Source organism: Candidatus Anaplasma sp. TIGMIC (genome assembly GCF_028204095.1).
Classification (GTDB): Bacteria; Pseudomonadota; Alphaproteobacteria; order Rickettsiales; family Anaplasmataceae; genus Anaplasma.
The window spans coordinates 1-14,949 of sequence record NZ_JAQLOH010000026.1; the positions used below are offsets into that span (position 1 = coordinate 1).

At 44.5% G+C, this 14,949-nt stretch carries 10 protein-coding genes and 1 pseudogene; all 11 read right to left on the reverse strand.

All coding sequences use genetic code 11. The features are described from left to right. Nucleotides 1–634, reverse strand: a 634-nt coding sequence (gene surE / locus PGW94_RS03375) for a 5'/3'-nucleotidase SurE (protein ID WP_271758649.1), incomplete at its 3' end; no start/stop codon positions are given. Between the two features lie 590 nt (nucleotides 635–1,224). Beyond that, nucleotides 1,225–1,821, reverse strand: coding sequence for a complex I 30 kDa subunit family protein (locus tag PGW94_RS03380; protein WP_271758651.1), 597 nt, complete (start codon nucleotides 1,819–1,821; stop codon nucleotides 1,225–1,227). Between the two features lie 17 nt (nucleotides 1,822–1,838). Beyond that, the gene (locus PGW94_RS03385) at nucleotides 1,839–2,348 is read right to left on the reverse strand and encodes a NuoB/complex I 20 kDa subunit family protein (protein ID WP_271758653.1); all 510 of its coding nucleotides are present in this window, start codon (nucleotides 2,346–2,348) and stop codon (nucleotides 1,839–1,841) included. A gap of 2 nt (nucleotides 2,349–2,350) precedes the next feature. After that, nucleotides 2,351–2,722, reverse strand: a complete 372-nt coding sequence (gene ndhC, locus PGW94_RS03390; RefSeq protein ID WP_271758664.1) for an NADH-quinone oxidoreductase subunit A — start codon at nucleotides 2,720–2,722, stop codon at nucleotides 2,351–2,353. Nucleotides 2,723–4,603: 1,881 nt separating this feature from the next. After that, on the reverse strand, nucleotides 4,604–7,483 hold the full coding sequence (gene uvrA, locus PGW94_RS03395; protein ID WP_271758655.1) for an excinuclease ABC subunit UvrA: 2,880 nt from the start codon (nucleotides 7,481–7,483) through the stop codon (nucleotides 4,604–4,606). Nucleotides 7,484–7,511: 28 nt separating this feature from the next. Further along, nucleotides 7,512–8,135: a transcription antitermination factor NusB gene (gene nusB / locus PGW94_RS03400; RefSeq protein WP_271758657.1), complete on the reverse strand. Its 624-nt coding sequence runs from the start codon at nucleotides 8,133–8,135 to the stop codon at nucleotides 7,512–7,514. A gap of 1 nt (nucleotide 8,136) precedes the next feature. After that, nucleotides 8,137–8,586: a 6,7-dimethyl-8-ribityllumazine synthase gene (locus PGW94_RS03405; protein ID WP_271758659.1), complete on the reverse strand. Its 450-nt coding sequence runs from the start codon at nucleotides 8,584–8,586 to the stop codon at nucleotides 8,137–8,139. Nucleotides 8,587–8,601: 15 nt separating this feature from the next. Continuing rightward, entirely contained in the window at nucleotides 8,602–10,311 is a 1,710-nt protein-coding gene (yidC, locus tag PGW94_RS03410) for a membrane protein insertase YidC (RefSeq protein WP_271758667.1), read from the reverse strand. Nucleotides 10,312–11,189: 878 nt separating this feature from the next. Further along, nucleotides 11,190–12,044: a CDP-alcohol phosphatidyltransferase family protein gene (locus tag PGW94_RS03415; RefSeq protein ID WP_271758661.1), complete on the reverse strand. Its 855-nt coding sequence runs from the start codon at nucleotides 12,042–12,044 to the stop codon at nucleotides 11,190–11,192. Between the two features lie 45 nt (nucleotides 12,045–12,089). Next, on the reverse strand, nucleotides 12,090–12,773 hold the full coding sequence (locus PGW94_RS03420) for a phosphatidylserine decarboxylase (RefSeq protein ID WP_271758663.1): 684 nt from the start codon (nucleotides 12,771–12,773) through the stop codon (nucleotides 12,090–12,092). Between the two features lie 735 nt (nucleotides 12,774–13,508). After that, nucleotides 13,509–14,949: pseudogene (locus PGW94_RS03425) on the reverse strand (glutamate synthase subunit beta); the annotation flags it as partial.

Below are 14,949 nucleotides of genomic sequence, written 5' to 3' on the forward strand. Positions count from 1 at the left end.
GTGTTTTCCCTTCTTCGGATACCACTCCGTCGTGCGGCCAGTATTCTCCTTGTTCGACAAAGTACGTCCCTTTGATATCGGCATGCGGTATGTTGATGCTCATCACGGATTGCCTATTCCACCGTTCATCGCTCAAGAATGATTCTATCATCCCCAGCAAAACTTTCTCGGAGTTTTTCCAGTTAATCTCTGAAGCGCAGTACTCTTGGCTTATAGCAATTGACGGTACGCCCACAGCAGCTGCGGCAGCAGCTGCAGCAATCGTCCCAGAATACAAGATTCTGCTTCCAACATTAGACCCGTGATTTATGCCCGACAGTACCAAATCAGGCTCAACGCCAGCAACGTTTCGCATTGTCAACATGCCTAGCACTACACTGTCTACAGGTGTACCATCTACGGTGTACTCTCTATCACCAACGCAGCGTACAGTAACGGCCGAATTTACGGTAATAGATCTGCTCATTCCACTGCAGTTCCCCGCAGGGGCTGATATCCACACTTCGGAAAAGGCCTGCGAGACGATATCTCTTAACACTTTAATGCCATGAGCGTGAAACCCATCATCATTTGTTAGTAAAACCCTCACGACTACCCCATCGTACAGTAAATAAACAGCGCCCAAGCCTAGCACGAATCACCTCATTACGTAACTACCTTTTTAGGACACAGGCACGTGTGGTCCAAGGGTATTCAAACTATAAAAAGCTCCGGGAATCGTATACAGGTATTTTGTTATCATGCTGAACATACCTTTAGTACAGTGCACAGTATGCGTAATTTAAGAGCTTGTGGTGCACCGTTCTCCCAGATGCTTGTTAGAGGAGAGCCGTGCCATTAATGCATGAAATATTTGTTGTGCTACAGATTTCATAGTCGGAAGCTGAAGGAAAAAAGCTGCATACTTCCGTGTATTTTGTGCACAGTTTGAAGCGCCAATTTGAATCGGTATAAACTTTGCTCTGTACTACGTAGGTACGAGACGCAGCAGTAGAGTTTCTTTAGGGATAATGCAGATTTCTCATTTCTTGTGTGTTGTCACGCAAACAAGATGTACATTGGTCGTGTATCATTTCACTTCTCCAACACGTACATAATAGCACGGAGTTGGAAGTTGGCGATCTGCACAATGAGTTAGATCGCTGTCGGGCATTTTAAGACTTGCCAACATGCTTTCATATGAAATGATGCGCGTTGCCGCCATCTTACGGCTGCTGCGTGTACTTAATTTTGATCTTTTGGCTCATGTTGTGACTCGGGGGAGGAGCCTTTCCAAGGAGACATTGAATTAAAGCGGCGGAAATTTTGCTGCAAATTGACGGGCTGGTACGTGACTTTCCCTTTTCTAAAGTCGTACTGCACCTCTTCATATCCAGTTAAGGGGAAGTCTTTCAGCATAGGGTGCCCGGTGAAGCCATAGTCGGTCAGAATTCTCCTCAAGTCGGGATGGTTGCTGAATTCTATACCATACATGTCGTATACTTCGCGCTCAAACCACACAGAAGAGCTGAACACTGAGGAAACAGTTGGAAGGCTCTCACCCTCGACTACAGCGACTTTACAACAAAGCCTAATGTTTTTTGCAAGACTGAGCAACATATACACCACTTCAAAGCGTGGCCTGCGGTTGTGATAATCAACTGCAAAAACGTCGGTTAGGACCTTAAGCCTTAGCTTTGGATCATCACGCAGTGTTGTCAAATAATTGAGCAAATGCTCAGCGTCTAAGCTGCATTCAAAGACTCCGTCACCGCGTAGGATAACTTGCTTGCCAAGTAGTCCAACAACATGGTCGATAATGCACTCTTCTTCGGAAGTCATTCCGTTATCCTCAAGACTTACCTACTGTTCCGTAGAATTTTTTGTTGCAAGCAAAGGAGCCCATACAATAGAGCTTCAGCCGTAGGTGGACAACCTGGAACGTAAATATCTACCGGTACCACCCGATCACAGCCACGCACTACAGAGTAGGAATAGTGGTAATACCCGCCACCGTTAGCGCAACTTCCCATAGAGACTACGTATTTCGGGTCAGCCATTTGGTCATAAACGCGGCGCAGTGCAGGAGCCATTTTATTTGTTAAAGTACCAGCGACTATCATGACATCAGCCTGCCTGGGACTGGCACGGAACATAATGCCGTATCTGTCGAGGTCATACCTGCTGGCTGCTGTGTGCATCATCTCTACGGCGCAACACGCCAAACCAAACGTCATAGGCCATAAAGAGCCGCTTCTTGCCCACTTGACAACCCGCTCCACAAGGTCATTGAACTGAGTTACTACAAAACCCTGGTCTTGGTAACCTTGCCATAGCTCCTTCTCCAGCATCGTATTGAACTCGCCCATATTTACTCCCACTCCAAAGCGCCACTGTTCCACTCGTATACAAAACCAATTGCCAATATGCACATAAAACTGAGCATTGACCAATAACCAGCTGCGCCAATAGCGCCCAAGCTTACTGACCACGGAAATATGAAAGTTACCTCTACGTCAAAGATTACAAACAAAATCCCCACGATGCAGAACTTTATGTCAAACACCGAGCTGGAGCTTTCATCCTTATCGAACCCGCACTCATAGGGAGATAACTTCTCCATGGAATCCCTGCGTCTCGCTAGGAAGAGCGGCAGCACAGCAAACAACGAAGACAACACCGCTGCCAATGAGAAGAAGACTAAAACTGAGGAATACTCACCAACATCAAACACGCAAATCAATACCACCCATGGCGCGCCGAAATTGTGCCAAATTTCTTCAAGAATGTCAATTTGCTAAAGATGTTAGGACATTCTGTGATACATAAAACAAACTAGAATTTCATATTCAGCCATGTTGTAATCATATTACTTGTATCTTGCCCTGGAAGGAAAAACTATAGCGCTGAATTTTTTAGGAACGCTCATATTTTTGCGCACAAGAACAGGCATAGAATCCTCACTTACTAATTTCCATACTGTGAAAAACTATCGAATATTAGAGTGTGTTTTTGTCGATGGTACCGTATTTACAGACAAAGACTCTTTCCTTCTCCGAGATGAGTTCTGTATTCAGCTGTGTTGCCGATTAAATAAATTTATCGTGGTCTAATAGATGGGTAGTGCAGCTGTTATGGCTACGGTCGGTTATAGCTGGATATAGCAGTTGCAAGCTTTTGGCATTGATAGCGGCGATCTGGCGTGTCACTAGGCAAGATAAATCACTATGTCGCGGCACTGTAGCCTTAGTAACGTGGGGTCAAGGCGCTGACTATGAGTGACCACATGAGCTTTCTGGAAATTGTTGCTATAGTCTGCACCTTTCCAATACTACTGACACTATGAACATAGGACCCGAAGGAGGCGTAAATGGAGGACAGGTTGAGGGGTACGGCATTCTACAGGAGCTTATAATAAATTCCTTACATCCATACTGACACAGTACAGGGGCTTTGTTTTGGTGAGTGGTCAATGCTGTAGTATTTCACCTCAAAGCCGTGTGCGCAGTATACTTCTAGAAGTTGCGGCATACTTTAAAACTTGTTGTGTGTATGTGGAATTGGCATTATGCGCCGTACCACTATAATTACCCTATAGCGGAATACCTTATTACGATGGCAGAGCGTGAGTGCGGGCTTTTAGTCAGCAATGCAAATAAAAGTTTGCTATTCAAATCTGTACGGAAAGCAGCCATGCAAAGTACGATGAGTTTATTTCAGTTTTTAACTGAAGCATATAAAATGCTGACCTAATAACCCTTAAGCCCACAGCGGGGAAACGGTGTCCCAAAAATTTCTGAATGCAAATTACATATGACGCCTTCAGCCCATGCGGCAAGTAAGATTTTTAGAGCTAGTGGTTTTACAATTTTTGCCGAAAAAAACATTGCTAGTACCAATCTTTGCTACATTATAGCCTGCGCGCTGGAAGAAGTGTGAGAAAAGCAGTGGGTAAACATTACATTGTTCAAAGTAGAATTTGGTTCGTTAACGGCTTACAGTAGAGTTACCTTCGGAAAACAATGTGGTCTGCGTTACATGTATGAGTCAGTTTTTTTTGCGAAGACACAAAATTTCCTCACTTAGAAAGCGCTGTATAAATCGCATTAGGTCAGTTCCGTACGTACGGCGAATCAGGCTCGGCGCGTACAAAGCTTCCGTAAAATAACCTCGGGAAAAGAAACACGGTCTTGAAGTGTCTCGCCTGTCTGAGACATAGGCATTTTGCCAATACCCAAGACTTCTTTCGAGCCTCTATAGAAGGCGCTGTGTAAAAGGAGATCACAATGTCGGGAAGAGGGGATTTGGGTGTAATGGTTGCCTATTACTAAGCGTAAAGTTTGGAAAATGCCCTTGATGGCAGGATAGGGACCAAGTTAGCTTGCATAACAAATACACGTAAATTTACCCAGGGCCTTGTCAGTGTTCGGTGGTACTAAGGCCTTAAAGAGTCGCTTTGTGTTAGTGCGCTCAAACCTATAGAAGTTTTTATTGTAAGTGGAAATGCATTGCACCATGCGTTGATATGTAAACATGCCTCATATCTATGTCGCGATCGATCTACGCGTCGTTGGGAATAGTAGCCGCACTGCTTACAGATGATTGTGCAACACAAAATACACATCTACAACTTATGCTGTCGGATCACCTGTTCCTGCAGGTAGGGAGCTAGATACTGAGCAGTAGAGCTGTGTGGGTAATTTCTTACAAGCTCCTGTGGAGTGCCGCATCCCACAACCTGTCCCCCATTTACGCCTCCTTCAGGTCCTATGTCTATTATGTAGTCAGAAGTTTTGATCACGTGCAGATTGTGCTCTATTACTACGACAGTATTACCCATGTCGGAAAGGCGATGTAAAATTTCAAGCAAGTTGTGAATATCGGAAATATGAAGGCCTGTAGTAGGCTCGTCCAGGATATACAATGTGTTTCCGGTGGAACGCTTTGATAGCTCTTTTGACATCTTTATTCTTTGTGATTCACCGCCAGATAGTGTTGTTGAGGGCTGCCCTATCTTGATGTACCCCATACCTACACTTTGCAGGGATTCTAGCTTCTCTCTGATTAGAGGTATTGATGCAAAAAGATCGAGAGCTTGATCAACAGTCATTTCCAAAACATCGGCTATGGATTTGCCCTTGTATGTGACCTCCAAGGTTTCTTGGTTATACCTTAACCCGTTGCATTCCTCGCACTTTACGTACATGTCTGGCAAAAAATGCATCTCTATCTTTACATACATATCGCCCTTACATGCCTCACATCTTCCACCCTTGGCATTGAATGAGAACCTACTCATCGTGTATCCACGCGACTTTGAAAGTGGCAGCCCAGCAAACCACGATCTAATGTGAGAAAACAAACCTACATATGTCGCAGGGTTGGATGCGGGCGTTCTACCTATGGGTGACTGGTCTATTTCAATGACCTTATCTATATTCTCAAGGCCAAATATAGCGGCACACTCCTCGGGTGGGGGAGTGACACCGTAAATTTTGCTCAGTGCATAGGGATACAATATGTCACTGATAAGGCTAGACTTTCCGCTACCGGAAACTCCCGTAATACAAGTGAACCCCCCAATCGGAATTTCGACGTCCACATTTCTAAGGTTATTTTTGCGAGCTCCTTTTATTTTTATCCAGTTTGAAAATACTTTTTTGCCTTCTGAAATGGGTATCCGCAATTGCCCACTCAAATATTTGCCCGTTATACTCTGAGGATTTGCTAGCACATCATCTAATGAGCCCTGTGCAACAATTTCTCCACCGTGAATGCCAGCTCCTGGACCAACATCCACTATGTAGTCGGCACGTACGATTGTTTCTTCATCATGCTCTATGACTACAACGGTATTTTCCATATCCTTAAGGTTATTCAAGGTTTCTATAAGTAATGCATTGTCTCTCTGATGCAGACCAATAGATGGCTCGTCGAGCACATACAACACCCCGGTCAGACTCGACCCTATGTGTGATGCTAGCTTAATGCGCTGACTCTCGCCGCCAGAAAGTGTTCTAGATTCACGATCCAAAGTTAGATAACCCAGACCCACGTTACGCAAAAAAGTCAGGCGTCGGATAACTTCCTCCAAAAGCCTGCTGCACACAGCGTTTTCAAATTCGGTAAGTCGCGCAGGTAGGGCTCTACACCAGTCTATAGCTTCTACTACAGTCATGGCACACACCTCTCCCATGTGCAAATTATCTATCTTTACCGACAATGCCTGAGGAGATAACCTATAGCCGTTACAGTGGCTGCATTTGCTTGATGTAGAATACCTTTCCGCTATTCTCTCCACTACGGTATTACCAGTTTCACTTAGCAGACCGACAATACCCCTAAAACCTCCGGAATTTCCCGAATTCAACTTGCCTTCTTCATTCCCGTACAACACAAGATTGCGGAATCTCACATCTAGCGAGCGCCAGGGTTGAGATATATCACAAGCACACCTCTTCGCGAGAGCAGTTATTTCACTCCTGCATTTTTGCATGAACACAGATTCATGTGAGGAGTAACACAACGACTTTAGTGGCCCAACTGGGTCTATAGCTCCTTCAAGTATAGATAATTCCACATCAGGAACAACCAAATTTGCATCAATAGTACGGCTCTTTCCCAAACCTAAACAAAACTGGCAAGCGCTGGTTACTGTATTAAACGAAAAAAGCTTCGGTTCGAGTACGCCGACACTGAAGCCGCTATCTGTGCAAATAAAATGCTCAGAAAACGCCAGAATCTGCCCTACGGCGTACTTGTCGTCCGTATAACCTTCTGGCAGAGCCACGATCTCTGCCTGCATGACGCCATTACCGATCGCCAGAGCATTTTCCACACTGTTTGAAATGCGATTAGATTTTTCTCCAGTAATAGACAAACGGTCTACGACGATTGCAATATCATACTTTCTGTTGTGCTCCAAAGAGGGTATGGCGTTTATATCATATACTACACGATCAACTGATATTCTGGCATATCCTTGTTTTCGTATAGCAGAGATTTTTTTGGAGTACTCAGTAGGGCGAACATTAGCGATAGGGCCCAGAAGATGCACTTTGCACCCAACTGGCAAACAGGCAATTTCATGGGCGATACGCGAAGCCGACATCTTTATAATGGGCCGCTTTGTTTTTGGAGAGTAGGGGACCCCGATGCGTGCAAACATCAAGCGCAGATAGTCATGAATTTCCGTAACTGTCGATACCGTAGAACGCGGGTTTTTTGATGTCGATTTTTGGCTAACAGATATTGCAGGAGACAACCCCTCTATAGAATCAACATCGGGCTTGGCATGAAGATTCATGAACTGTCTTGTGTATGATGATAGACTCTCTACGTATCTTCGCTGCCCCTCAGCATAAAGGGTATCAAATGCAAGACTCGACTTTCCAGAACCACTGACCCCAGTTATGACAATAAGCTTGTTCTTGGGCAAATCGACATCAACACTCTTGAGATTATGTACCCTTGCACCACGGATGCTTATGACCCCTTTAGCCATAATCAATCACTCCCTAACAAGCTACAAACTAGCAACCTACAGAAAATAAGTCCGACGCAACTGACCCAGTTGCAGTATTCGCGGTTACTGATTCAGGTACGGCACCAGCATCAGATTCCGAAACTCTCTCTGACAACGCTATTGCGTCCCCAGAAGATGGATTGCAATGTGTATGCAGCTCTGATGCGTCAACAGTGCGCACTGCCTTTGCCTTATTCAGAACAGCGTTTACAAAACTTATCTCAGAAGCCTCAAGCACAGACGACGCTATACCTGCGTATTCATCGATAACGATGCTTTCATTAGTGTTTAAACAAAGCAACTCGCACACACCAGCCTTGATTATAGCAAGGCTAACAAGGTTTATCCTATCTATGGTCCATTTCTCACTTATGTGCAGCGTGATCAGGGCATCCACTTCAGCCTGTCTTTCAAGCATGCACTGTAGAATCTTCGATAAAAGCTTCTTGTCCACTTTTTGCAAATCCATGACGGTCCGCATTTCGCCTAGGTATTCCAGTAGCCCATCTAAGTCACCCAAAGTGTAGGAGGCAAACGTCATTGCATAAGCCCCCTGCGCAGCGAGAAACCTCGCCACAGTCCTCCCTGAATGCCAGGGTGTATCATTAGGTTGCTCTATAATTTCCTGCATATTACTGACCCAAAAACCTCCTATAAAGCTCTACCATACGGAGCATAGCGGAAGCAGCACTACCCCCCACGTTCAGCCTGTTTACATCAGCTCTCTCTAACGCCAGTTCGATGTTTTCGGCAGTAATCACTCCTGTGCCAAGCGGCACTGCATGCTGCACTGCAATATCTCCCATGGAGGAATACACGGACCTGGCTACGTGGTCATTGTGCTGTGTTTTTCCTTTTAAAATACATCCTAGCGCTATATACCCGTCGTAGCGCTCACGATCGCTCATTATAGCAAATGCTAATGCAGGTGGTATCTCCAAAGCACCAGGAACCGCAACTATCTCGTACTTTACATCGGAGCAATATGACACAAGCCTGGACACCGCTCCATCAACTAGAAACTCACAAACCTTTGCGTGAAAATCCCCAACGACAATAAGGGCACTCAAACCGTTATCCATAATCCCCTTTAACTATTATGCAGAACTCCCTGAGAAATCCTTATCACACACGAAATGCCGGACCATCAACTGTTGCGCGATCGTGATGACATTGCTACAGATCCAGTATAACACAAGACCCGAAGGAAACGATGAGAATATAAACACGAATATGTATGGCAAAAACTTCATAACCCCGTAGCGATCGTGATCTGCATTATCTTTCTGCATTACCTTTTGCTGTAATATCATAGTGACGCCCAAAATAACAGGCAACACTCCGATGCAAATAGGGGGCTGAAACGGGATCATACCAAAGAAATTCAGCAAGTTGGCGCTGTCTTGAGTTGAAAGATCTTTTATCCAACCAAACAGGGGAGCATGACGCATTTCTATTGTGACAAATAAAACTTTGTATAGCGCGAAAAACACCGGAATCTGCGCTAATACAGGCAGAAAACCTGAAAGAGGACTGACTTGGTGTTTCTTCAGCAACGCAGCTATCTCCTTGCTTGCTCGTAGATCATCAGACTTAAACAGCTCTTTAATCCTGGCGATTTCAGGTTGTAGCTTCTTTAGTTTAAACATAGATACATATGACCGAAGAGACAACGGAAAAACCGCCAGCTTTATGGTCACAGTCAACATGACAATAGCTAAGCCAAAATTGCCCAATATCTTGTTAAAATACTGCAACAGCAGGAACACAGGCTTTGTTACGAAATACAGCATACCAAAGTCTACTGCCTTATCAAACAGTGGTATATTTAGCTCTGCCTTGTATTTATCGAGCAAATCTAACTCTTTGGCACCTATAAACAAGTTAGTGACCGCACGTGCTGTGCTGTGCGCCTTTATAACACCATGAGACCTGCTGAAATCTACCTGATAGCGATTCACCCCGTCTCTGCGCAAATTCTGAGCCCTATAAGCTACCTTTCGGTCTTGCGGATCAACTGGTATCAATGCTGAAAACCAATATTTATCTGCAAAGCCAATCCAGCTGTGACCGCTATCACCACTGGCTATCCCACTCAATCGAATGCTACCAGATTCTTCTATATCCTTATAAGTCCACTCTTTCACTCCGTTACCGAAGCTGCCAATTGCACCTTCGTGCGATATCCAGAATGACTTTTTATCCTTACCATGCGTCCTATTTATCCTACCGTAGTGCGCTAGTGTAATATCGCTCTCAGTGTTGTTTTCCACTTCCTGAGTCACGGTAAACATGTAGTTCTGGTCTAAGGCAAATCTGATTTTGAAAACCAGCCCCTCACCATTATCCCACTTTACGGCGCAGCACTCGCCCTCATTATCTGTATCAACATCCCAAACTGTGTCGCTACGAGGCACCTTTATATTGTTTTTTGGATCAACCCAGCCGAATGCAACAAGAGAATCCTCCATTGTTCCTTCTGGGGACATTAGCCGTACACTTTCTGCGTTGTCTTCTAGGCTAACCAGGTAGTTTGTCAATGAAACATCGTCTACATATGCACCGTTAAGAGACACCGACGCAGAAACCCTCGAGTTCCGCAGCTTCACTCTTGGTACTAGTTCTATGGCATCGCTGTACGACCTGTGCTCAACTACATCATCTACCTCAGGTATGAGAGATTCCATATCATAGGCAGTTTCAGTTACGTGTTTGTCTACTAAAAACTTTTCATAAACAAACTTCCATCCAATCATAATAGTGACGGATGTAACCACTGCCAGTATCAAATTACGAGCTTCTGACATAATAACAACAAAACGCAATGTAAGTGACTTCAGAGCACGCAGAACCGCGTGCAACCGGATTGACCAGGCTATCACATAAAGCATCACAAAGCAATACAGATATGCTGAAGTTGTATGGGCTTGTGAAAACGGTGGTTTCTTGCGCAAGAAAGGGATTTTTCCAGTTCTCCCCACAACATGATGTGGGGCACAACATTGCAATGAGGCTAATGCTAGGCTTATGGCACTAGAAGGTTTCTAAAAGCGCAATGGGCGCGATGCTAACATGGCATGAGTGCGCAGTATGCTCTGCGATTAGGGTTTGTGGCTTCGCTCACGCTAGGCATTGCGCGAAAGTATGCAGTGCCCACAAAAGTGTATTGAGCTCCTATGAGTAAGATCCTTATTGAGTAACGCTAGATATGCTGCTCTGTGGACAATTCTATTTGTCTATTAGGAAACAATAAACGTACTAACTTAAACATGTATCCCAACGACGCGGATCTACAGCTCCATAATAGCACCATAGGCAAGCCAGAACTGCACAATCCCAGTTTTTACTCTTTGGAGCTACAGCAGGTGGTTTTACCGATATACCTCGCTGTCTAGAAGCACACGAGTGGTTTCTGAGTGTTACTCTTTGCGCACGTAGAGCACAAAAGACATTTGCTTGTGACATCGTATGGACAAAGGACGCATGAAATTGCCCTTTCCAAGGGCAATGTAAAGCCAGTTTATAAGGTCTTGCTAAGGCTGTTCAAACACGATTTCCTACTTAATATATATGCGGTGAGATGGCGCAAACCACTGTTTCAGCATATGTGAGTATATGCAGGCAAACTTATAACGATAATTTTACGCAGCACTGATAGTGCAGTATAACGATTTAAGCGACGGTTCTATAGGTCATCATCGCGCGCTGCGTCAGGAACGCCAGATACTGCAACATCTTCTGCCGGTTTTTCGATTAAATTTATGCTCCTCGAATTTACGTACATGTAATATGCCACGCCTATTGGAATGGAAACAAGATACAGCAACCCCATTACTGGGAAAGTAACCCAGGGGTTTGTAATAGCCAAGACCATTAAGAGGGCGAGCAGCATTACAAACACATACGACCACTTTTTGGGTATTTTGTGATGTTTTGCAGACATTGTAGGAATATTGCTCACGGATAGGAAGGCTATGAATAGAAAGTACAGTGCCACCACGTTCTTCCCTAGTGCAGTGCTTGATATCCAGAAAACGTCCAAATCACTGAAGGTTAGCATGACAGGCACCAGCGACAGTAGCGCTCCGATGGGAGCAGGTACTCCGACGAAGAAGTATTTCTTCCAACTATCTTTCTCGTCTCCATAGCACAGGGACACATTGAACCTGGCTAGCCTTATCGACATGCAGACTACGAATACCATAACGAGCATCCAGCCCACAACTTTCATGCTGCGCAGTAGCCAAAAATATAGAAGGAAAGCAGGGGCGACTCCGAAGTTTAAAAAGTCTGCTAAGGAATCTAGTTGTGCACCAAAATCAGTAGCAGAATTCAGCAACCGTGCTATCCTGCCATCTATTCCATCCATGAAAGCAGCAATAATTATAAAAGTGACAGCGGACTCCCACTGCCCAGCGAAAGTGCACTTGATTGACGTTAGGCCAAAGCATAAACCCAACATTGTTATGACACTGGGAAACAGCTTCACTATTGGCAAGTAGCTGTCACTTCCTTTTCCTTTCCCATCGCTTTCGTCCATAGACGCACACCACGAAAATCACAACACGAATTCCCGATGTCGTATTTACACCTTTTCGAAAACCATACCATGCCGGCCTGGAACACGATTGACGTCAAAGTCCGCAATAATGGTCTCTCCTCCCACCACAGTGTGGCCTTCAGATATCAAAATAGGAACATCGACAGGAATGTAGACATTCATCCTGCTGCCGAACCTTATTATTCCCATTCTCGACCCTAGCTTTACCGAATCACCAGCCCTTACATCACATACCACCCTGCGGGCAATCAAACCAGCAATCTGCTCTACTACGACATTGTGATTCCCAAACGTGGTTTCAATAACTGACCTTGTTCTCTCATTCTCATTAACGGAACCATCAGTACATGCAGGGGTAAACTTTCCGGCACGATGCTCTACAGATTTTACTACCCCTGAAACAGGTATACGGTTTACATGAACGTCGAGGACACTGAGATATATGCTTATACGTCGCACAGTCTTACCATCTTCCACAGGAGATTCAACTTCTGCGATTGAAGTAACAACCCCATCGGCAGGGCTGACAACTAGACCATCGTCCACGGGAACAACACGCTCAGGATTCCGGAAGAAACATACGCACATCACAGTGATGATCTGGAAAACGACCCCCAATCCAATAGAGAAAGCAAAGCCGACGCATGTCAGCAGGAACGCTATCCCTATAAAAGGGTACCCTTGCTTATGAATATTAGGAAAACACATAACACATCACTGGCTACTGGAAACGTGTTGATTGTAAGGATTTGTTTTTTAAATTGCAATGCATCTTTTCGTTCGCCAGTACAGCGCATAGGGAGCATAAATTACGCGTGTTCATTTTATAACTTCATGTTACTTAAAACCTATTTATGGGCATATTTGTTATGCTTTTTGTAAGACGAAAAGCCACCTGCTTGCGTAATTTTGAGTTGCTATTTGCACAGTGATAGTAGCAATATATTCCGTGTTTCTCCCTTCAAGAAATTGTTAGGGCATGCAAGGTATTTGAGCCTGAGGTACTGTGCAGCACTTGCTGCAGAGCAGCTCTATGGTACTGTGTGGTAATTTTCGCCTGTCTGGCCCTTTATTACCGGCAATGTAACATTGCGTTATAGAGATAATGCGTTCACCTAAGTAGAAGCTTATTTGTTGCGAACGTAAGTGCATATTAGGGAGCTTTGCCTTTAGTTTACCTTACGGTATGTCAGCCACTAAACAAGAGTTTAACGTCTGTGAGGTTTTGTAATACTGGCTTAAAAATGGATATGCTTCGCTATACCCGTAAATTTTGATTGCTGGCATAAGAGGTTCATAGTCCAACACACAGACCCTGCGGATCTCTGGTATGTGGATGCTACAAGCTGCAAGGTTTGCGGTAACTTTCGTGGCACATTGTCCAGACATTTACAGGTTTATAGCTGTGCACTAACCGCTACTGCTGAGCTCAACACTGACCGTTTACGTTTCTACGCAAGTACTTCTTACGTGCTCACTTAGACAGTGGTTGACCCACATGGAGGCGCATTTTTCCAAAACGTTGTTTTGTTTCAGCCTGTTTTGTAGAAAGTCAAAGTCCACCTTCTTGGCGCACTGGTCTTGATTCACACAGCTATAAACGAAGCTTTCAGCTCCGGTTAAAGGATCTACATGTTTTTGTATGCACTGCCCGCATATTTCTTTCATCATGCACTGCATTGGGGAATTTATTGAAGCTATTATTTCGATATCAGGCCTGAATAAATGCTTCAGCTCACAAGATATTGCTCTGTTTATTGCTGCCATCATCCCGCATGATCCAACCATCACCACTCTGTCTATAGTGTTTAAAGCTATCGCAGCCTTTGTATCCGCGCCGTAGGCCAACAGTGCATGAACTATGTTACTCTTGTAGAAGAAATCTGATTGTCTGTTAGGTACGAGGTATCCATCTTCACAGCATAATACAGCAACATCAGACGCAGCTTCTATGTGTTGTATACCAAATACGCTGTTGAGGAATCTAAACCCCGCAAAGAATAGCACATTACACTTTCTGTCCAGCATTTCCTTGCCTATGGAGAAAAGAACAGCATTACCCACACCTCCACCAATGAGAAGCACGTTTTTCTCATTCGGTATGTGTGTGGGAGTTCCTGTAGGGCCCATCAGGCTTACTAACTGGCCACTTTTCAGCTTCCAGCACAGTCTAGAAGATCCTCCTACATCAAGTACTACAACGGTTACCGTACCGCATTTCTTGTCTACATATGCTCCAGTGACTGCAATACATTCCATCTCCATTCCGTGCCGGTCATTTTCTCCTATGTTTTGCAGTCTGTAGAACATTCCTGGCTGAAAATTTGCAGAAGCCAACGGTGAGTGGATTGTAATTTCCACTATCTTATCTGCTAGCTCAACAACAGATACCACTCTTGACAGTAGTACATTGTTGATCTCGGAGAAGAACTTCCCATTGTCAGGGCATTTTGGATGTTTCTCCAATTCCTTTGAGATGGATGAATATCCTGTTTTCGCGCTTGCAAGAGCTCTAACAACGCTACCTTTGTAATGTGGATGAATGTCCCCGAATATGCTGACGGTTCCTTCTTCAGAGATATGGAAGTTGTTCTCATCTATCTGCACTGTGGCAGGGGAATCAGTGTCTGCATTTCTTTTGTACTCTCTGCACTCCTCTAGGGTGATGGAATTTTCATGCGTACCCGTAGCTATAATTATGCTCCTGGCAGCCATATATTTCTTTTCATCATTTATAGTAGTAACAGTAATGCCAGAAGCCGAGTTGTACCTATCAACCACCACTTCATGTAGGTTTAGATTTTCAGCAAAGTATACCCCTTCTGATATTGCCCCCTTCAGTTCATGAACATTGGAACGAAAAGCAGTGGAACGAGAGATTGCA

Excerpts from the sequence above, each read along its gene's own strand:
- PGW94_RS03420 (WP_271758663.1), bottom strand. The coding sequence starts at position 12,773 with ATGTGTTTTCCTAATATTCATAAGCAAGGGTACCCTTTTATAGGGATA.
- yidC (WP_271758667.1), bottom strand. The coding sequence starts at position 10,311 with ATGTCAGAAGCTCGTAATTTGATACTGGCAGTGGTTACATCCGTCACT.
- PGW94_RS03405 (WP_271758659.1), bottom strand. The coding sequence starts at position 8,586 with ATGGATAACGGTTTGAGTGCCCTTATTGTCGTTGGGGATTTTCACGCA.
- PGW94_RS03385 (WP_271758653.1), bottom strand. The coding sequence starts at position 2,348 with ATGGGCGAGTTCAATACGATGCTGGAGAAGGAGCTATGGCAAGGTTAC.
- PGW94_RS03380 (WP_271758651.1), bottom strand. The coding sequence starts at position 1,821 with ATGACTTCCGAAGAAGAGTGCATTATCGACCATGTTGTTGGACTACTT.
- uvrA (WP_271758655.1), bottom strand. The coding sequence starts at position 7,483 with ATGGCTAAAGGGGTCATAAGCATCCGTGGTGCAAGGGTACATAATCTC.
- PGW94_RS03415 (WP_271758661.1), bottom strand. The coding sequence starts at position 12,044 with ATGGACGAAAGCGATGGGAAAGGAAAAGGAAGTGACAGCTACTTGCCA.
- nusB (WP_271758657.1), bottom strand. The coding sequence starts at position 8,135 with ATGCAGGAAATTATAGAGCAACCTAATGATACACCCTGGCATTCAGGG.